The sequence below is a fragment of the Proteus sp. G2618 genome, assembly GCF_009915995.1.
GTDB classification, from domain to species: Bacteria; Pseudomonadota; Gammaproteobacteria; order Enterobacterales; family Enterobacteriaceae; genus Proteus; species Proteus terrae.
The window spans coordinates 197291-218631 of sequence record NZ_JAABNI010000023.1 but is presented as its reverse complement, the minus strand read 5'-3'; the positions used below and the strand labels follow the sequence as shown (position 1 = coordinate 218631).

Sequence of the window (21341 nt, the reverse complement as noted above, 5' to 3'; positions counted from 1 at the left end):
TTCCAATTTTCCGCTAGTTTATGACTCCGACCGCTGCGATAAAAAATCCCTAGCAGTAGCCACATCATCTGCGATTTGCTGCTTTAATGCATCCAATGATGCAAATCGCTGTTCATTACGTAATTTCTTTCGTAACACAACATCAATACGACGTCCATATAAATCCATATTAACGTCGATTAAATGAACTTCTAATTGTACGCCCTTCCCTTGTACAGTAGGACGACTTCCGATATTTGCCACACCAGGTAAAGGTGATTGATTATCTGATAAATAGACATCAACGGCATAAACGCCTTTAACGGGTGCAACTAAGCGTTTCATAGGAATATTGGCTGTCGGAAAACCAATAGTTCTACCTAATTCATTACCATGAACAACACGCCCACAAACACTGTAAGGATGTCCCAGTAGTGATTCAGCAAGGACTAAATCATCATTGAGTAACGCTTCTCGTACCGCAGTGCTACTGATACGCAATCCTTTATCGCAATAACTTTCGGTATTAGCGACTTCAAATCCATATCTTGCACCGGCTTGTTGTAAAAAGTGAAAATCACCTTCACGGTTTTTGCCAAAGCGAAAATCATCGCCAATAGCAAGAAACTTCACCCCTAATTTATTCACCAATAGTGATGAAACAAACTCTTCTGGGGTTTGCGCTGCAAATTGTTTATCAAACTTGACACACAAAAGGTAATCAATACCACATTCAGCCAAATACTTTATCTTGTCTCGTAAGCGAGTCAGACGTGCTGGTGCCTTTTCTGGTAAAAAGAACTCAAGTGGTTGAGGCTCAAATGTCATCACAACAGTAGGTAATCCTCGCTGTGACGCTTCTTGCTTCAAATGTTTCAATAATGCCTGATGGCCTCTATGGACACCATCAAAATTCCCAATTGTCAGAACGCAACCGTGGTGTAGCGCTCTAATATTTTGTATACCGCGAATTAGCTCCATAACTGGCTCAATACCGTGGAAATTATTGGATTATACCTTGTCAAAGGCTTGAGAGTAACCCAATATATCAATGTTTATTGATGAGTAATATCTCGACAAGTCGATTCACTGTTATTCTTAAATTTGATTGCTCACATCAAACAAAAATGGACTATCACTCACTTCTTGGTTATAAAACTGCATAAAATCCAGCATAGATCCTATTAGAATCTATTATTTATTACTCATATACACGATTTTGATGATTTTTTCACTCAAAAGACTGTATTCTACCCGTCTTAACTGATAAAATCTTGCGCCATCACAACGAAACAAGTGTCGCGTACAACGACGCTAATTTTGTATAAATCCATTGACAAACTTAGGTTGAAAAGGCATATTCCTTCACCTTTGTATTTGTCCTCGCTAGAATATATTTGGGAGTTGGAACTTGGCTAATATCAAATCAGCTAAGAAACGTGCGGTTCAGTCTGAAAAGCGTCGTCAGCACAACGCAAGCCGTCGTTCTATGATGCGTACTTACATCAAAAAAGTATACGCAGCAGTTGCTTCAGGTGATAAAGAAGCAGCACAAAAAGCATTTAATGACATGCAACCACTTGTTGACCGTCAGGCAACTAAAGGCTTAATTCACAAGAATAAAGCTGCACGTCATAAAGCTAATCTGCAAGCACAAATCAAAGCAATGTAATATTGCTTTCTTGTGTTATAAAAAACCGGCTTATGCCGGTTTTTTATTTTCTGCTTTTTAATCACAATCCACTTATGGGTTTGCAACACTCTTCTTGTCTCCATTAAAAAGCTCTGAAAAATCCGTATTACAAACACGTTGAACGGCTGGATGTTGGATCATTCGCTCTGCAAAAATTGCATAGTACTCTTCTTTTACCGTATCAAGCATCCCAATCTCTTCGATATTACTATGAGCAAAAGTTTCATCGGTATACAGTGAAGGCGCCACAAAGATAGCATTATAATTTAAGCCAAATGCTTTCATTAATGCCGCATCATCAAACTCACCCAATATTTCCACTTGAAGGTTTTTGTTACGTATCCATGTTAATAAATGGCGGCCTAACATATATCGACGACCCGGAATGAGGAGTTTTCGCTCTTCTAAACATTCAGGAAATGGTTTTTCAGGAAGAGGATGACTGCAAAAAAAGCTCATATTACATTCACCAAGCTTTACAGAGAACAGACCTTCTTGTTGTGACGAATCCACAGGGCAATCGGATAGGATCATATCCAGCTTATGCTGACTTAATTGTTCGAGTAATAATTCATGAGTCGATTCAAAACAGCGCAGGTGGATTTGCTCATTATCAATCAAAGCTGTTTCTAATACGCGACTGACTAATTGTTTAGATAATGCATCCGCAACACCGACATCAAACAGTAAGTTCGATTCACGGCTGTAGTTGACGATATCCAGCATTTCTTGGCTGAGCATAAACATTTTATCGGCATAACGAAAAATGAGTTGCCCCAGCTCTGAAGGAACTAACCCCCTTCCTTGGCGTTTAAATAGTTTGCCACCCAATCTTTCTTCTAATGCTTTAATTTGCCCTGTTATTGTCTGAGGTGTCAGATACAGCGCTTGCGCTGCACCCACAACAGAGCCTTCTTTACACACATGCCAAAAATAATAAAGATGGTTAAAATTGAGATGTGACACCCGCATAGTTATCTTCCTTTCAACTTCTGTGCTTCAAACACAGACTATTTAATAACGCATTAGTTTGCGATTGGCTTTCCTTGTATCCAATCCTCATAAAAACACCTACGGCACAATACATTGTATTGCACCGTAGGTTTAAATATATAGCTCGGTATTTATTGTGTTGAGAAACTCAAATCCGTAATAAATTTCCCTATATTGACTTCGTTTTTAACTTCGGCAAAACAGAGCGAAGCAACAAATATCCCACAATAGCGGCTACCGTTGAACCTACTAAAATACCAAGCTTAGCGTAGGTATTATAAGCTTCATCCGCACCATCGAATGCTAATCCTGCTATAAAGATAGACATAGTAAAACCGATACCACATAGCACAGACACTGCAAATATTTGTTTAAGATTAATCGCATCTGGTAATTTTGCAATGCCTAGTTTTACCGAAATCCAACTAAAGAGGAAAATTCCAATCGGCTTACCTAAAAATAGACCTAACGCGATACCTAACGGTAAGGCAGACAACATGCCATCAAGCGTTACGCCATTTAAAGAAACCCCTGCGTTGCTAAATGCGAACAGCGGTAAAATAAAATAGGCAACCCAAGGGTGCAACACATGCTCTAATTCTTCAGAAGGAGAATCCCCTTCTTTATTTCTTAATGGGATAAGGAATCCAACAATCACACCTGCAATCGTTGCATGAATACCTGATTTTAAAATACACACCCATAAGATGAACCCAAGAATTAAATAAGCAGCCGTATTACCCACTTTACGCCAGTTCATTACACCCAGAGCAATCACTATCAACCCTGCCAAAGCGAGAGGTATTAGTGCAATACTCTTTGAATAAAAAAGCGCAATAATAACGATTACACCTAAGTCATCAATAATAGCTAATGCTAATAAGAAGACTTTTAGCTCAACAGGAACACGCTTGCCAAGTAACGCCATAACACCCAGTGCAAAAGCAATGTCTGTTGCTGCAGGAATTGCCCACCCCTGCTGTCCAATGGCATCAGTACTATTGAACATCAAATAAACCAATGCTGGAGCTAACATGCCCCCCACTGCGGCTATTGCAGGGAAAATAGCTCTATCACGCTGAGCCAAAGAGCCTTCTTTTAATTCACGTTTAACTTCTAATCCTACCACTAAGAAAAAGATCGCCATTAAGGCATCGTTTACCCAAAGTAATAATGGCTTATCAAGTTCGAAAGCACCGAATTTGATCATAATAGGAATAGATAAAAACTCATTATACAAAGCACTTAGAGGTGTATTCGCCATAATCAATGCGATAATAGCAGCAATAATCAGAAGAATACCGCCTGATGCCTCTAATCTCAAAAATTGTCTAATAATTGCCGTCATAATATTAACCTCGAAATCTCTAATCTTGTTAATAATATGCTAATCATGAATTCGTAAAAAACAGATTATTTATGGATAATAACTCGGATTATTCGATTAATGAAAGAAATATCAAGAAAAATAGGATGAATAATATCAATTTATCAACACGTTCCTTCAGTGATATAAAAATTGGAATAATTTAAAAAATCAAAGTCAACACATTGAATAAAAAGATTATTTTTTATAAATAAGTAAAAACAAGCCTCTTTTTTGATAATTACCTACAATCGATAAAATAGGTCAAACATATCAATTTTCATTACTGAAAATAATCTAGCTCTGTTTCCTCACGCTTTAAATAATCTCAGATGATAAAAAATAGTGACGTATCCACTCGTTAACCATTGTGTTATTGTTTTATAAAAAATTACCCTTTCCATATTAAGGTTTTTATCAATATGTCGATTACTGTTTTTATTGCCGTTTTATTTGCTGCTATCTTTCATGCATGTTGGAACGCATTGGTTAAAGTAGGCAGTGATCGATTTTTAGGGATCTCGTTACTGACTTTCTTTTCTGGTGTTGTAACACTACCCGCCCTGTTTTGGGTTGGGCTACCTGATGTTGGTGCATGGAAATGGCTTGTCCTTTCTGTTTTATTTCATATTGGTTATACACTCTCTTTAAGCCGTTGTTATACCTTGGCTGACTTTAATCAGATTTATCCTATCTCTCGCGGTAGTGCGCCATTAATGACCGCTTTTCTTGGCTTCTTTCTCTTCCATGAAACACTACCCATAGCTGGCTTGCTAGGTATTTTATTTATCATTTTGGGTATTATCCTTATCTCACGCAGTAGGAAAATAGCAGAGTTTAATTTACGTAAAGATGCACTCTTTTTTGCGCTGCTTACCGCATTATTTACCGCAAGCTATACCCTGTCTGATGGTAATGGCTCTCGTGTAGGTGAAACACCTTTTGCTTATATTTTATGGCTCTTCTTTTTAAATGGTGTTGCAATGTATTTACTTGCTTGGCTTCGTTATCGCCAACATTTAAAAGCCAAAATAAAAGATTATTGGAAACCCGCATTTTTAGGTGGGATCATGCAATTGGTAAGCTATGGCATTGTGATATGGGCGATGAGTCATGCTTCAATCGTACTTGTGGCTGCTTTAAGAGAAACCAGCGTGTTATTCGCCATGATCTTATCTGTTTATCTGTTAAAAGAGCAATTTAATCGTAAACAACTATTAGCGTGTTTAGTGATTTTAGCGGGTATTGTTGCCATCAAGATAGGGTAAATATGAAATACCCTTCAAATAAAAAAAGCCTGATGACAGTCTTTATCATCAGGCTTTCTTGAAGGTGATAAGAAAAATTATTTGGTTAAATCATCAAAGAATTTTTTCACACCATCTAAGAAACTTTTAGAGCGAGGAGTGTTTTTCTCACCACTCTTGCCACCGAATGATTCACCCAGTTGTTGCATTAACTCTTTTTGTTTCTCATTGAGTTTAACAGGTGTTTCAACTACAACGCGACACATTAAGTCACCAATACTGCTACTGCGTACTGATTTAACACCTTTGCCTTTCATGCGGAACATTTTACCAGTTTGTGTTTCTGCTGGAATTTTAAGTTTTACACGGCCATCAAGTGTTGGGACTTCAATTTCACCGCCCAAAGCAGCAATAGCGAAGTTAATAGGCACTTCACAATAAAGGTTATTGCCATCACGTTCAAAAATATGATGCTGGCGAACATGAACCTGTACGTATAAATCGCCTGCTGGTGCACCATTTTCACCGGCTTCACCTTCGCCGCTTAAGCGAATACGGTCGCCTGTATCAACACCGGCTGGAATTTTGACAGACAACGTTTTAGAGCGTTCAACACGACCATCACCATGACATTTAGAGCAAGGCTCTTTAATCACTTTACCGCGGCCATGACAAGTTGGACATGCCTGCTGTACAGTGAAGAAACCTTGACGTAAATGAACCTGACCAGCACCATGACAAGTAGAACATGTTTCTGCTGATGTGCCTTCTTTAGCACCACTACCATGGCATTTGTCGCATGTTTCTAGTGTAGGTATACGAATTTCTTTAGCAACACCACGAACCGCTTCTTCTAGAGTTAGATCCATGTTGTATTGTAAGTCAGAGCCACGCGCTGCGCGTTGTTGACGACGACCACCACCAAAAATATCGCCAAATACATCACCAAAGATATCACCAAAGTCAGCGCCACCACCGAAGCCGCCACCGCCTTGACCACCAAATCCACCTTGTTCAAATGCCGCATGACCATATTGATCATAAGCAGCACGCTTTTGAGCATCACTTAAGATCTCATAGGCTTCTTTGATTTCTTTGAATTTTACTTCTGATTCTTTATCACCTTGATTTCGGTCTGGGTGATATTTCATTGCTAAACGCTTATATGCACGTTTAATTTCTTTTTCGTCGGCAGTTTTACTTAAACCGAGTACTTCGTAAAAATCTCTTTTCGCCATTCTAGATTACCCTTGACATAAGCACACGGGCGTTGAGTTTCCTCGACGCCCGTGTTCGGTATCAGTAACTATTCACAGGTGAGTTACCGCGGCCCGTTAAGGGCATTATTTCTTGTCTTTGCCGTCAACTTCTTCAAATTCTGCATCGACAACATCGTCATCTTTCTTTGCACTCGCATCAGCACCAGCGGCATTACCTGCTGCGCCAGCTTGAGCTTGTTGTTGTGCGATTTCTAGCAGTTTTTCAGAAGCTTCAACTAATGTTTTAATTTTTGCTTCAATCGCGTCTTTATCTTCGCCTTTAGAAGCAATTTCTAACTCGCTTACCGCTTTTTCGATAGCTTCTTTATCGTTCGCTGGTAATTTATCGCCCGCTTCTTCAATTTGTTTACGAGTACCGTGAACTAATTGGTCAGCTTGGTTACGAGTTTGTACTAATTCTTCAAACTTACGGTCAGCTTCTGCGTTTGCTTCTGCATCACGAACCATTTTTTGGATTTCATCTTCATTTAAACCAGAAGAAGCTTTGATTGTGATGTTTTGCTCACGGCCACTGTTTTTATCTTTCGCTGATACATGCAGGATACCATCAGCATCGATATCAAAAGTAACTTCGATTTGTGGCATACCGCGTGGTGCCGCTTGAATACCATCTAAGTTAAACTGACCCAGTGATTTGTTATCACTTGCGCGTTTACGTTCACCCTGTAATACGTGAATAGTTACAGCGGATTGGTTATCTTCTGCAGTAGAGAATACTTGGCTATGTTTAGTTGGGATTGTGGTATTTTTTCCGATCAGGGAAGTCATTACACCACCCATTGTTTCGATACCTAAAGACAGTGGTGTTACGTCAAGTAACAGAACGTCTTTAACATCACCTGCTAATACACCACCTTGAACAGCCGCACCCATTGCAACAGCTTCATCTGGGTTAACATCTTTACGAGGTTCTTTACCAAAGAAATCAGCAACGGTTTTTTGAACCATTGGCATACGAGTTTGACCACCAACCAGAATAACGTCGTTAACTTCGCTAACTTTCAGGCCGGCATCTTCTAATGCAACACGTACTGGTTCCATTGAACGTTTAACTAAATCTTCAACTAAAGATTCCAGTTTTGCACGAGTTACCTTGATATTTAAGTGTTTAGGGCCAGTCGCATCTGCAGTGACATATGGCAAGTTAACATCTGTTTGTTGTGCAGAAGATAATTCGATTTTCGCTTTTTCTGCTGCTTCTTTCAGACGTTGCATTGCTAATGGATCGTTACGCAGATCAATGCCTTGCTCTTTCTTAAACTCATCAACTAAGTAGTTAATTAAACGGCTATCGAAGTCTTCACCACCTAAGTGAGTATCACCATTGGTTGACAGAACTTCATAGGTTTTTTCGCCATCGACTTCATCAATTTCGATGATAGAGATATCGAATGTACCACCACCTAAGTCGTAAACTGCGATAGTACGGTTGCCCACTTCACGATCTAAACCGTAAGCCAGAGCAGCCGCTGTTGGTTCGTTAATAATACGTTTAACGTCAAGACCTGCGATACGACCAGCATCTTTAGTTGCTTGACGTTGAGCATCGTTAAAGTAAGCAGGAACAGTAATAACTGCTTCAGTAACAGCTTCACCTAAATAGTCTTCTGCTGTTTTCTTCATTTTTTTCAGGACTTCAGCAGATACTTGTGGTGGAGCCATTTTATCGTTACGCGCTTCAATCCAAGCATCACCGTTATCAGCTTTTACAATTTTGTAAGGCATGATAGCAACGTCACGCTGAACTTCATCATCTTCAAAGCGACGACCAATTAAACGTTTGATGGCAAATAAAGTATTTTGTGGGTTAGTCACTGCCTGACGTTTTGCAGGTTGACCAACTAAGATTTCACCATCTTGTGCATAAGCAACGATTGAAGGAGTAGTACGATCGCCCTCACTGTTTTCGATAACCCGGGCATTTTTGCCATCCATTACAGCAACACAAGAGTTAGTTGTACCCAGGTCAATACCAATAATTTTACCCATTTAAACGCCTCCAAAGAGAATTCTTTATCAATTTGACTACCAATCTATATGCGGATGAATATTCATTTTTCAAGTCACAAATTAATAGACTTAACAATATCATCTCGAAGCGGATATAAAATCAACGCAACTCAATAGTGGTAATTGCAGTTGAAAAGAAGATGGGGTCATAAATACATTCATCAAGGGGAATAATGAAAAAAAATGCAAAAAATGCGAAAATTTTGTGTCTGAGAATAAAGGAAGGATTAAAAGTTGTTATTTTTCATAACGTTAGTTCAATCACAAATAGCATTATGATTTATCTGAAATGCTTTTTTAAGTCTAGGCTTAAAATAAAAACATAATCAATTGAAAAATAACATCTTTTAATTTTCACAATAAAAATATCAAATAAATATAAGGTTACCTTTGCGTTATCCAAACTGAGTCAGAACATTTCCTAGCCAGAAGTGTGATGACAAAAATAACCTTTTACATTATTTATGCTGAAGTAGAACGGCGAGCTGATTTAGGTCTAAAGGCTGCAACGATAGCTTCATTTGTTTCGACATAAGGACCATCAAGCAGTTGAATACAGTACGGTACACTGGCAAAAATACCGCTAACAATTACATTGCCGTCATTATCTTTTAACCCTTCCAACGTTTCTGCGATAGCTTTAGGTTGCCCCGGCAGATTTAGAATTAACGCTTGGTTACGGATAACACCAACTTGGCGAGATAAAATAGCCGTAGGCACAAATTTCAGACTAATTTGGCGCATTTGTTCACCAAAGCCTGGCATTTCTCTGTCTGCAATAGCCAATGTAGCATCAGGAGTAACATCACGGCGAGCAGGCCCGGTTCCCCCTGTTGTTAACACTAAATGACAGCCAACTTCATCAACAAGTTCACACAGTGTTTGTTCAATCATGAGTTGTTCGTCAGGAATTAAACGTGATTCGATATGAAAAGGCGTTGTTAATGCAGCTTTTAGCCAAGCTTCTAAAGCGGGTAAGCCTTTATCTTCATAAACCCCACTTGATGCGCGATCAGAAACAGAAACTAACCCTATGCGTAATTCGTTCATATCAAACCTCAATTAATCAATAACCATCTAACTTGCGCGCAGATATTACCATGAGAACACAAGAGAATTAAAAGGAATCTCAATATATTACTGATATTTAATATTTGATTATTGAGAATAGATAATAAAGAAATGATAACAATCTATTTTTATTTAGCTTTAACTAAAAATAAGAAAGGGAGCATAAGCTCCCTTTCTTTAATCTTGAATAATATTAATTAATATTACTCATCAATATATTTAGCAATATAAGAAGCTGCCAATTTTTTTGCTTCAGCTAATTGTGCTGCATTTAATGCACGAGCAGTACGTTTTAACATAGCTTCATCACCATCACCATTTTCAACAGCAACAGAGAACCATGCATAAGCTTCTTTCAGATCACGTTTAACGCCTTTACCATAGTAATAGTTTAAAGCTAAGTTATTTTGTGCCAGACCATTACCTTGTATAGCTGATTTTTTATACCATTCAACCGCTTTACGCGCGTCCTTAGCGACGCCATCGCCTTCATCGTACATTACGCCTAAGTTATTTTGCGCATCACGATTACCTTGGTTTGCTGCTTTGGTATACCAAAAAACTGCTTTAGTGCCATTACGTTCTACACCTTCACCGTCATCATAAGAAACAGCAAGGTTATATTGTGCGTCAGCATGGCCTTGTTCTGCTGCTTTGGTATACCAAACTACAGCTTTTTCATGATCTTGTGCTACACCGATACCTTCATCATAAGAGATACCAAGGTTGTATTGTGCATCACTATCACCTTGCTCACCGGCTTTAGTATACCAATACACTGCTTTCTCATGATCTTGCTCTACGCCATCACCATCATCATAAGAAACAGCAAGATTGTATTGGGCTAAAGAGACACCTTGAACAGCCGCTTTGTTATACCAATAAACTGCTTTTTCTGCATCACGGTCGATATCATCACTCATGTCATACATAAGTGCTAAATTTAACTGTGCTTCAGCGTGACCTTGCTCTGCCGCTTTGGTATACCACTCCAGTGCTTTTTGTGCATCCTGCTCAACACCTTCGCCGTTCTCATATTTTATGCCCAATTGATACTGAGATGCTGAATTTCCACTTTCAGCACTTTTTTCAATTGCAGGTAAAGAGAATGCGGTTTTGCTTTCTGCCATTGCAGCGCCACTAAAAAATAACGATGCAAATACCGTTGCCAAGACAATCTTTTTCATAATTCACCAATAATAAATAGAGTATTTTAATAATATATTTTTATAATTATTACCGGATAAATAATATATTCCAATCAATTTAATCTTAAAATTTACTTAAATGTTATTTTGAGAGAAAAAAATGAAAATACCCACCTATATAAGATGGGTATTTAAGATTTTTATAAGAATTTAACGACGAATTATAATAAATCCGCAATCATTTTCTCTAATTTTTCCTGATCGACAGCAAATTTACGAATACCGTCAGATAATTTATCTACTGCCATTGGGTCAGCATTGTGCTCCCAATAGAATTGAGCTTCAGTGATAGCTTCTGGACGCGCTTTCACTTCGCCTTTATAAGATAATTTATGTTCAACTTCACCTTCAGCTTCTGATAATTCTTTTAACAGTGCTGGAGCAATAGTCAGACGATCACAACCTGCTAATTCTAAAATCTCACCTATATTACGGAAGCTTGCGCCCATAACAACAGTGTTATAACCGTGTTGTTTGTAATAGTTATAGATTTCAGTAACAGAAATCACACCAGGATCTTCAGCAGGAGCAAATTCTTTTTTATCTGTATTGGCTTTATACCAATCCATGATACGACCAACAAATGGAGAAATCAGGTAAACACCTGCTTCAGCACATGCACGCGCTTGAGCAAAAGAGAACAGTAAAGTCAGGTTACAGTTGATACCTTCTTTTTCTAATTGCTCTGCGGCACGGATACCCTGCCAAGTAGATGCTAATTTGATAAGAATACGGTCGTTACTGATACCGGCATCATTATAAAGTTTCATTAGATGACGTGCTTTTTCGATACACGCTTGTGTGTCGTAAGAAAGACGTGCATCAACTTCTGTTGAAATACGACCAGGGATCAGTTTTAAAATTTCTAAACCGATATTTACTGCCAGTTTGTCGCAAGCATCAACGATTTGTTGTTCACGAGAATCGCTTTGTGAACGAGCCCATTCAATCGCTTCATCAATTAATTTACGATATTCAGGAATTTGAGCTGCATTTAAAATTAAAGATGGGTTGGTAGTTGCGTCTTGTGGCTGATACAGTTTCATTGCTGCGATGTCACCAGTGTCAGCAACAACAGTTGTCAGCTTACGCAAAGAAGTCAATTTGTTGGTCATTTTGTTTATCTCATCTACTAGGTAAATCTGTTTGCAGTCACCTGCGGATATCTATTGATAATAACATGGACTGCTCACACTACAAGACGCTTAGATTCATACAAAGCAATTATTTGAATGCCAAACGTTTTCGCAAAACAAAAGCGGAAAAAAACAGAAGATAATTACAGGCTGAATCGTTTAAACTGTCGAGTTTTACGACAAATAAGAGAAACTATTGTTTTTTCCTATTACTATAATTTAGTCTTTAATCGAAAGAATTTGCTATATTTGGTCAACATTAAAATAACGTATCGAGGGAATTATGCTAATCACCATTTCACCAGCTAAAACACTGGATTTCGAATCGCCTTTAGCAACAACGCACTTCACCCAACCTGAATTGCTAAAATATTCCCAACAACTTATCGAAGAATGTCGAAAATTATCATCTAGCGACATCGCTAGCTTAATGAAAATAAGCGATAAACTCGCAGGATTAAATGCTGCTCGTTTTGGTGAATGGCAACCTAATTTCACACCAGAGAATGCACGCCAAGCTATTTTGGCATTTAAAGGTGATGTTTATACCGGAATGCAAGCTGAACTTTTTTCTGAAGATGATTTTCAATTTGCACAACAGCATTTACGTATGCTTTCTGGCTTATATGGCGTGCTTCGCCCTCTTGATTTAATGCAACCTTATCGCCTTGAAATGGGAATAAAGCTAAAAAATAACAAAGGAAGTGATTTATACCAATTTTGGGGAAATACCATTACAGAAGCGTTAAACAAAGCACTTGAAGAACAAGGTGACAATATTCTTATTAATTTAGCATCTGATGAGTATTTTAAATCAGTTAACCCGAAGAAACTCAATGCTGAAATTATTAAACCTGTTTTCCTTGATGAAAAAAATGGCAAATATAAAGTTATCAGTTTCTACGCTAAAAAAGCTCGTGGATTAATGAGCCGTTTTATTATTCAAGAAAAACTGACCAACAAAGCACAACTTAAAGAGTTTGATCTTGAAGGCTATCAGTTTAATTCAGCAGAATCAGAGGGCAATACCCTAGTATTTAAACGTACAGAATCTATGGCTAAATAGATATCGTTTAATAAAACGATCAATGATGAAATAGCCCTTATTCAAGGGCTATTTTTTAATTGTTAATATTCCCAATACTTTACTACCACGGGTAATGGCGACCATGCTGATGGTGAAGTAAATTCACTACCTTGCATTATCGTTAATTGTTGCTCATTAAACTGTGCCATTTCTTGAATAATTGCAGCAAGAGATTGCGCTGAAAGTACACTTTGTTTCTCAATAATAGAAACCGTTTTATCTGCTGCTTCATCTTGTGGTCTCTTTACAGTTAAAACAAACTGATTATCCTGCGTTTTATACTGCATATCATCATCTACTTGAGAAGCAATAAGCTTATCGTGTTCTGATAATCCTGAAATAAAAAGGTGGCTACAGCTCCCTTCATCATAAACCGTTACTTCACCATGGCGTTTGTTCACAATATAAACATTATGGCCCACACCACCACTCAAATAGTCATCACCAAATTCTGAAATTAATAAGTCATTTCCGCTTCCTGCATTGAGGTTATCATTTCCCTCCCCTGCAATTAAAATATGATGTCCGTGGTTAACGACAATTTGATCATCCCCTTTTCCACCATTAATCACCGAACTATTTTTATTACGATTAACAACAATATCATTCCCTTCCATTGGCTCAATTATGGCTAATAAATCAACCGCCTGATTTGATTGTTTTTGAGAGGCAAGCGAATAAAACGGCGAGAAAGAAAGAGAATATGCAGATAATGTCTCTCTATTTAAGGTGAGTGATTCAGGGATCATAAGCACATCATCTTCTGCTGTTATCGTTAAATTCAGATCTGTAATAGGAACAAGTAAACGTTGCCGACTCTCTTTTGCAGGAAGAGTGAAAACCGTATTATCTTTATCAATAAAGCGAATCTGCATTCCTGATCCCCAAATACTATTAATATGAGAAGGTTCAAAAGCGAGTTTTAAGTAAATATCTGGATGATAACGATGTGATAGAACATTATTATAAAACACTAAATCAAAACCGCTCACGTCAGATAAAAAGAAATGACTGGTATCATGATGAGATAGTTTTTCACTATTATCAGGGAATAAAATTTTAATTTTGTCACTTTTGTCGGAAGCTAAAAATGTTTCAATTTGGTAACTGTCATTCCCTGAACTAAGCGTAATAAACGAATTTTTTGTAAGACCAAAATAATAATTATTTTGAAAATTACCCTGAAGACCAAACCGTAAATTTTCTCCCGAAGAAAATCCACTATATTTTAGTTGTGGTGATAAGCTAATTTTTTTAGTTTTATTCGAGTATGAAAGCGATAAAAAACTACTATTGTCATTAAGATATAATGATTGAAGATTTTCTTCAGTATTATTATATTTATCTAAATAACTAAAATCATATAATACATCATTTTCAATAGTTTTACTTTCGTTTGCTGTTAATATAAAACCATCCATTGTTGTCAAAGTATAACGATGAGCTAATAAATTATTTTCTTTGCTACTATACACATTTCTCAGCGTCATTAAATGATAAATCGATTCATTATATTTATTACCATCATTCACTTTAATGTAAAAAATAATATCTTTTCCTTGACGATAGATAGAAGATATTTCATCAAAATGATAATTTAGTCTTACAACACTAGACTGTTCATCATTTTTTTCATTAATAATCGTTTCAAATTGAATATTATAATTATTTTCTAAAGAAGCTCTTAATATAAGATAATTATCATTTCCATCACCGCCTTCTGCATATCCCTCTTGTAAAGCCAAAGTATCATTTCCGCCTAATCCATATAATAAATCAGCACCACCAACACCATCTAAGTAATTATCCTCTTGATTTCCATAAATAACATCATTACCCACTTCACTTCCTATAACATTTTCAACACTATCTAAATAAGCAATAACGTGCTGATCTTGTAATACAATATTAGGCATAGAATCAGTTAATTGCTTTGAATAAAGATAGTCATTTTCTTGATACAGAAAAAGCTTTGAATGGAAGTTTTGACTGTTTGTTTGTTCTTCTGAATACGTAAATTTGATGTAGTTATCTAATAAATTAACCTCATATCCTTGATATTTACTTGTCGTTTTTATAATACGAAGAGTATCATTTCCTTCTCTGCCATAAAAACGACTTGCATAAAGTGGAGATTCTGAGGTAAATAAATTAAATACATCATCTTTATTTCCTCCACTTAGCCTCTTAGTTCCATTATAGATATCAAAATTATTTTTAACGTTCGAAGGAGCAACAATAATATCATCACCATTATGAGTATTAAAATAAAAATCTTCGTTCTCGTCCCAACCAGATGAATAATATTTCCTATCCTGATTGGATTTAGTTAAATTTTCTATTACTTTATTTTCACCAAATAATAGGATGCTGTTTTCTTTTGTTGTTTTTATTTTTTTAATAAAATCACTATCAACAATATTATCAAAAATAGGAGAGCCATTATCATAAATAATATCTAGATTATAACGCTTTAATTCATCGACATAAAAATCCATATCAAAAATAAGTGTTTCATTCGTAGCAATAGCTTCTTTCGGAAGATAATATTTATACTCTGTCTTTTCTGCACGTAAATGATAAGAAAGCGAAGCTATTTTTTCTGCTTCTTCTTGATTTATATTTAATGATATTCGTTGAGAAATATATTCTCCCAAAGGATTTAAAATTGAATCTAATTTTTTCCCCATTAGATTGGGTACAACTTTATAATAATAATATTCTTGATATATTTGTTTTTCATTAGTGTAAAAATAACGACTAAGATAAGATTTCTTTTTTATTTCCTCAAGATAACTAATCGCCTTTTTATCAATCATTGCTTCTAATTGTGTTTCTGTTTCTAAATAAATAATTTCATTTTTTTTATCAGGAATAAGATCACCTACTAAAAAGGCATAAAATCCATTATTAAGCTCTTCTATAGGTGTAAAATGAACTTTTGTTTTTGCTTCTTCGATAAGCCTTGCCGCATTGTAAATTGAGGTTGCTAAAGCTATAACCGCGCCAGCAACAATACCAACAGGGCCAGCAACAGTAGAGCCTGCAAGCATCGCAATAGAAACACCTAATGTAACCAATCCCGAAACAACCGCTAAAGAGCCATTGACAATATAATCGATGCGTTGTTTTTCATTTGTACCAACTGAAATTCGGCTAAAGTTGTCGTAAGCATTATAAATATCGAATCCAATAGAAAGCACATTAAGCCCAATGCTAATTCTTGTGCTTATTTTATTGACGTATTCCAATGGGTTATGTCTATATTTTAGTAACCCTTTAGCTAAAGTAATTTCAATCATTTCAGAAAGGCCATTGTAAGCCATTTCAGACCACATAATGGCTAGATTATTAATAATCTCTTTACGTTCTTTTGCAGTTAATAATGGGTCATTGAGCTGTTCGGCAAGCATAAATGTAGCGTTGATTGATTGCCACATACCAAACGTAATATTAGCGTAGCCAATTTTACTAATTATTTTCATATGCCGAGGAATATTTAACGAGTTTTTCCTCAATGTATTCCAATCATTAATATCATAATTTTTACTACCTAATTTAATGATTTCAGAGAGTCTTTTAGATGCCATTAAATAGTCAATTCTACTTGTATCATTAGAAAGTAGATGCTTAATTTTGTTTTTTTTATTATTTAATAAGGTTCTAAAAAGTGAAATAATTTTCTTATCTTCTTCACTACCAGAGAGTGAAAAAAAATAATCATTAAGATGATGAGGAACAAATATTAATTTTTCTTTCCATTTAGTCAGCATATTTAATGAAATCGAATCTATATTTTTATTGTTTATTTTCGCACCGAGACTAATTAATAAATTTTTATCAAAAGGTATGTCATTTATTTTTACTATTTCTTTATTTTTATTAGAGCTAATATTATTCCTACTATCGAAGAAATCCAAAAAATTTAAAGTACTTACTTTATTAAGTGCTTCAGCTGGTGAAGATACTTTAAGTCCCTTTTTATTAGTCTCTATATAGATAATACGTTGAAGTTTATCAATTAATTTCTTATAGTTTTTAAATGTAGAAATATTATCGAGTAATACTCGATATAAAATACCTTTTTTATTCCCATCGAAAAATGAATTAAGTAAACTCTTTGAAAATAGGCTTAGTTTTCTTATCAAGGTTGGGTTATCATAAATTGCATGAACCACTTCAATTGTTTTATTTGCTTTTTCAGCTAATGTCAGTGTTCCTTTTGATAAAGAATCCAATAATTGCCATTGTTGATATGTTATTTCCCCCATTAAATATTGATTAAATTTTTTATTAATCAATGGATCATGTATTATTTGTGTTAACTTATTCTCTATTTTTGTTTTACCTGAAACGTTAAAAAAAGCAGATAACTCATATTGATATTTTTTGTATGCAGCATTTATTGAAATATCATTATTGATAAGTTTATCACTAAGTTCTTTTAGTTTTTCCCTATTCTGTTTGACATTCATATTATCAACTTTATTAATGATAGAACCAAGTTGAAAAATATTAATATCATAATGATTAATTTTAATATAATCAAAGATATCTAATACTGTTGTTTTATCTGAATAATCATAAATAACAGTTCTAATATCTTTTTTGTAGCCTAGCTTAAACTCTTTATCATTGCGATAATTAGGATATTTTTTAGAAACAAATTGGTATAATTCTTGAATTAACTTTTTACTTTCTTCTTTTATTTTTTCATTAAGCGAAGTAGGTTTTATATTATTATATTCCATATCAGAAATAATTAAATCTGATAATACTATATTTTCAAGTAAAGGTTTATCTATATGTTTTCGTTCAATTAGAGGTTTAACAATTACATTATCCTTTGATAGAGATAGTTTATTATCAATTACTTGATAAATAGGCATATTGAGTCGCTGAGCAATACCCTCAATAAAAAAATCACCATATTGATAACTTAATAACTTCTCTTTTTTAGCAAAAACAACTGTTTTTTCATTAAAAAATTGATTTTCTAAAATAATATCATGTAATTTTTCTACTTCATTTTTCTGTCTAATAAAATCTTGATTAAAAAAACATTTATCACTATTTCCTACAACTGTAATTCGTATTCTATTTTTTAGACAATAGTCTATAAAATGATTTATTTCTGGTTTATCCTTTAAATAAAAGGCTAATTCTTCACTTTTAACACCATTATAAAAATAATTTGTAATATCATCTTGATAGAATGAATCTATATTATCAGCAATAATATTGTCTATCATTTTATCAGTAAATATTGCATTCTCAGAAAATAGAAACTTAAAATTTTCCTTGCTGTCATCAAATAATAAATAGCTACAATCTATTTCATTCTTATTTTTATTTAATGATTTACCTAAAAGAACACTAGGATCATCTTCATTAAGGTAGAAATTATTTGGATGATAATCATAATTTTTTTCACGATAGTTACTAAGAAAATAATCTTCTAACTGGGCTATTTCGTGAGTAATCATTTTATTTGTAAATTGCTGATTTGCAAAAAAATCAAAATATAAATCATGATAAGAACTTAAGTTACTTTTTCTTTTCAAGTCTATTTTGTTTTCAATGAAAACGAGTAATTTATTTATATTTTCATGATCTTTATATTCTGATAATTTTTTATAATTCTCTTTTAAATGTAACTTATTTCGATCTTCAATTAGTAATTTATTTTTTAATTCTGGAATATCAATCCCTTTAATTAACTCATTTAAGTATTGATGATCCCCTTTAAATTCAATAGTATAATCATACCCATATATACCCACACTTCTATTTTTATCTAATAATAAATAAGGGCTTTCAATAATATTATTGTAAATAAAATTACTGACCCCATTTTTTCCTTCATTAATTTCATTAAGCATTAATTGATAGAATTTGGCAGCAACTGAACTATTTTTTTCAGATAATGCGATTAACTTATCTTTTCCATAGATTAATTCATCATAAAACAGTTTATTCTCTAGTTTTTCTTTTACTTTATTTAATATATTAACAATTGATATATTTTTGCTCCCTTGATTAAAATCATCTATTTTATTAATAAGAGAAAAACTTGCTACTATTTTGTCAAAGTATATATTTCCTTTTAACACATCAATTAAAGAAGTGATTTCATTTAATAATGTTGCTTTATTTCCTTTTAATAAATAACTATTAATCTTAATCAACTCACTGTAATATATATCATTAAATTCAATATAACTCTTATCTTTCCTTATTTCTTGAAAAGAATCAAATGTAGCTTCTTGAATACTAATATCACCATTATCGCTTTTATTTAAGATAATCTTACTGGCTTTATCGTTTTTTATTATCTGAGAAAGATAATTTTTTATTAAATAAACCCCTTCATCGACATTTGAATCTTTTACAATAACTTCTATAATTTTGTTATCTCTGTTAAGCTCAACAATAAGATCTCGCTGCTCATTATAATGAATAATGCGTCCTATAATGTTGTCATTGAAAGGCAATGAAAAACCTATTTTCTTTATATTTTCAGCAACACCTTTATTTATCTCTATATTATTATAATCCCAAACACTTTGGTAATTTGAAATTTCACTTTTTTTATACTCATCGAAAATAATATATTTTTCATTATTAACTTCATGTGGACCATAAAAATCCATTTTATTCTCTAATACTTCATTTATAGATTTAATACTAGAATATTCTAACAATTCACTATTAGAATCAAACAAAGAAAATTTATAATTATTTTCAGAGTATTTTTTATATGAAATAGCAATAGCATGATCTTTAAACCCAATAATAGCGTAATAGTCATCATTATTTTTCATAATATATTCTAAGTATTCATTAATTTTATTTTTATCAAATACTATTTTTTCTACATGTGATCCTTTTAATCCTCGACTCTCTAATATTTGGCTATATTCAATTGATTTTATTGAATCAAAAATAAAATATTGTACTTTTTTATTTAATCTTTCCATTTGGAAATGTTGAGAAAATATAATATTTTTTATTTCTTTGATTAGATTTAATACTTCATACTCTTGTATACTACTAAATAAAATAGAATCAAGTTTATCAACTATAGTTTCTTTTTCACTTTGATAAGAACGTATATTTTCTTTTAACCAAAATAAGTATTTATTACCTCCTTCTAAACCGCCATTCCTAACTTCAACTAAATAATTTAAACTCAATCCATAACATAATCCAGCTAAATTATGAATATGGCTAAAATCATAATTAGTTTCTGTTGAAGTAATTAAATTAACTCGACTCATTACTCTTTCTAAAGGTTTTAATAAATCAATATATTGTGAGAATTTCTTTATAATATTATTTTTTATTTTAGTAATGAACCAACCCGTACCCGCTTTGTAAAGTAAATGTTCTCCACTTTCTGTTATCTGATTATATTTAGATTTTGCAATTGTAAATGATTCTTCTATATCATCAACATAAATATGTAACACCTTTTCTGTATTTTCTAATTTATCTCTGATAATAAAAATATTTTTGTATGAATAACTTTCATTTAATTCAATAGAAATGTATTCATTAATGCTTATTTGTTTCTTTTTCTTAATATCATTAATTATTTCCCTAATAATATCTTTATTATTTACTTTCCAATTTTCCGTATTATTAAAGTAGCTAATATATTCTTTCCTATGATAAAAACGATAATATATAAATTTACTATTACTGTTATCACTTATAAGATCATAAATTGTATTTATTAACTCATTCTTATTATAAAAAAAATCAGCATATCCATCAAAGTTGATAATTTTAAAAACATTATTTTCATTATCTATTTGCATAAATACCTTATTATTTTCAAAATCCAAATAGTAATCACCAGATAAATTATTCTGAATTAATAGTTTCAATCGTTCTTTTTGAATTTTACTGGGTTCTCTACTTGCTAATTTAGCACTATTAAAAAATAAGGTTTCTATACTTAAATTTATTTCTTTTCTAATAAAATCAAAATCTTTCGTTAAGTCATTTTTATGATACAGTAAAAAATTATTATTTATTTTTTCTAAGAATTCATCTGCAGCATATTCATTTTTAGAAATAAAAATAGAAATATAATTCTCTGTTAATATTCTTTTTATAGACTCTATCTTGAAAAATAATTCAGACCTATTTTCTTTTATATGATTTTCTATTTTTAATACAATACTATTAATATTATCTTTAAACGTTACTTCTTTGAATCCATTCATATTTAATTTCCTTGGTTCTAATTAATTTGTTTACTGG

The 21341-nt window shown here is 33.5% G+C and carries 12 protein-coding genes; 3 read left to right on the top strand and 9 right to left on the bottom strand.

Annotated elements, in window-relative coordinates; all coding sequences use genetic code 11:
- Positions 1-18 precede the first annotated feature (18 nt).
- Positions 19-960: a bifunctional riboflavin kinase/FAD synthetase gene (gene ribF, locus GWJ01_RS13125; protein WP_109393193.1), complete on the bottom strand. Its 942-nt coding sequence runs from the start codon at positions 958-960 to the stop codon at positions 19-21.
- Between the two features lie 430 nt (positions 961-1390).
- On the opposite strand from ribF, the gene rpsT reads away from it, so the two are divergent.
- Positions 1391-1651, top strand: coding sequence for a 30S ribosomal protein S20 (rpsT, locus tag GWJ01_RS13115; RefSeq protein WP_109393192.1), 261 nt, complete (start codon positions 1391-1393; stop codon positions 1649-1651).
- A gap of 72 nt (positions 1652-1723) precedes the next feature.
- Here the strand turns inward: rpsT and nhaR are convergent, their stop codons facing one another.
- On the bottom strand, positions 1724-2644 hold the full coding sequence (gene nhaR / locus GWJ01_RS13110; RefSeq protein WP_109393191.1) for a transcriptional activator NhaR: 921 nt from the start codon (positions 2642-2644) through the stop codon (positions 1724-1726).
- Between the two features lie 190 nt (positions 2645-2834).
- A complete protein-coding gene (gene nhaA, locus GWJ01_RS13105; protein ID WP_109393190.1) occupies positions 2835-4013 on the bottom strand; it encodes a Na+/H+ antiporter NhaA in 1179 nt (392 codons plus the stop codon).
- A gap of 440 nt (positions 4014-4453) precedes the next feature.
- On the opposite strand from nhaA, the gene GWJ01_RS13100 reads away from it, so the two are divergent.
- Positions 4454-5299 carry a DMT family transporter gene (locus GWJ01_RS13100; RefSeq protein ID WP_109393189.1) on the top strand — a complete coding sequence of 282 codons (846 nt, stop codon included), beginning with the start codon at positions 4454-4456 and terminating at the stop codon, positions 5297-5299.
- A gap of 77 nt (positions 5300-5376) precedes the next feature.
- Here the strand turns inward: GWJ01_RS13100 and dnaJ are convergent, their stop codons facing one another.
- From dnaJ to tal, 5 genes are all read right to left on the bottom strand, one after another.
- A complete protein-coding gene (gene dnaJ / locus GWJ01_RS13095) occupies positions 5377-6516 on the bottom strand; it encodes a molecular chaperone DnaJ (RefSeq protein WP_109393188.1) in 1140 nt (379 codons plus the stop codon).
- Between the two features lie 105 nt (positions 6517-6621).
- Positions 6622-8547 (bottom strand): molecular chaperone DnaK, encoded by a 1926-nt coding sequence (gene dnaK, locus GWJ01_RS13090; RefSeq protein ID WP_109393187.1) that lies wholly within the window; start codon positions 8545-8547, stop codon positions 6622-6624.
- Between the two features lie 483 nt (positions 8548-9030).
- Positions 9031-9618 (bottom strand): molybdopterin adenylyltransferase, encoded by a 588-nt coding sequence (gene mog / locus GWJ01_RS13085; RefSeq protein ID WP_088493762.1) that lies wholly within the window; start codon positions 9616-9618, stop codon positions 9031-9033.
- A gap of 224 nt (positions 9619-9842) precedes the next feature.
- The gene (locus GWJ01_RS13080) at positions 9843-10826 is read right to left on the bottom strand and encodes a tetratricopeptide repeat protein (RefSeq protein ID WP_109393185.1); all 984 of its coding nucleotides are present in this window, start codon (positions 10824-10826) and stop codon (positions 9843-9845) included.
- Between the two features lie 182 nt (positions 10827-11008).
- A complete protein-coding gene (gene tal / locus GWJ01_RS13075) occupies positions 11009-11962 on the bottom strand; it encodes a transaldolase (protein WP_075674224.1) in 954 nt (317 codons plus the stop codon).
- 304 nt (positions 11963-12266) lie between these two features.
- Between tal and yaaA the strand changes: the two genes are divergently transcribed.
- Positions 12267-13049 (top strand): peroxide stress protein YaaA, encoded by a 783-nt coding sequence (gene yaaA / locus GWJ01_RS13070; protein WP_109401341.1) that lies wholly within the window; start codon positions 12267-12269, stop codon positions 13047-13049.
- 62 nt (positions 13050-13111) lie between these two features.
- Here the strand turns inward: yaaA and GWJ01_RS13065 are convergent, their stop codons facing one another.
- Complete coding sequence (locus GWJ01_RS13065) at positions 13112-21304, bottom strand: calcium-binding protein (RefSeq protein ID WP_161711179.1); 8193 nt, start codon at positions 21302-21304, stop codon at positions 13112-13114.
- Between the last annotated feature and the right edge of the window lie 37 nt (positions 21305-21341).

What these genes read in the sequence shown, in the direction of transcription:
- ribF (WP_109393193.1), bottom strand. Translation starts at nt 960, where the DNA reads ATGGAGCTAATTCGCGGTATACAAAATATTAGAGCGCTACACCACGGT.
- nhaR (WP_109393191.1), bottom strand. Translation starts at nt 2,644, where the DNA reads ATGCGGGTGTCACATCTCAATTTTAACCATCTTTATTATTTTTGGCAT.
- nhaA (WP_109393190.1), bottom strand. Translation starts at nt 4,013, where the DNA reads ATGACGGCAATTATTAGACAATTTTTGAGATTAGAGGCATCAGGCGGT.
- GWJ01_RS13100 (WP_109393189.1), top strand. Translation starts at nt 4,454, where the DNA reads ATGTCGATTACTGTTTTTATTGCCGTTTTATTTGCTGCTATCTTTCAT.
- dnaJ (WP_109393188.1), bottom strand. Translation starts at nt 6,516, where the DNA reads ATGGCGAAAAGAGATTTTTACGAAGTACTCGGTTTAAGTAAAACTGCC.
- dnaK (WP_109393187.1), bottom strand. Translation starts at nt 8,547, where the DNA reads ATGGGTAAAATTATTGGTATTGACCTGGGTACAACTAACTCTTGTGTT.
- mog (WP_088493762.1), bottom strand. Translation starts at nt 9,618, where the DNA reads ATGAACGAATTACGCATAGGGTTAGTTTCTGTTTCTGATCGCGCATCA.
- GWJ01_RS13080 (WP_109393185.1), bottom strand. Translation starts at nt 10,826, where the DNA reads ATGAAAAAGATTGTCTTGGCAACGGTATTTGCATCGTTATTTTTTAGT.
- tal (WP_075674224.1), bottom strand. Translation starts at nt 11,962, where the DNA reads ATGACCAACAAATTGACTTCTTTGCGTAAGCTGACAACTGTTGTTGCT.
- yaaA (WP_109401341.1), top strand. Translation starts at nt 12,267, where the DNA reads ATGCTAATCACCATTTCACCAGCTAAAACACTGGATTTCGAATCGCCT.
- GWJ01_RS13065 (WP_161711179.1), bottom strand. Translation starts at nt 21,304, where the DNA reads ATGAATGGATTCAAAGAAGTAACGTTTAAAGATAATATTAATAGTATT.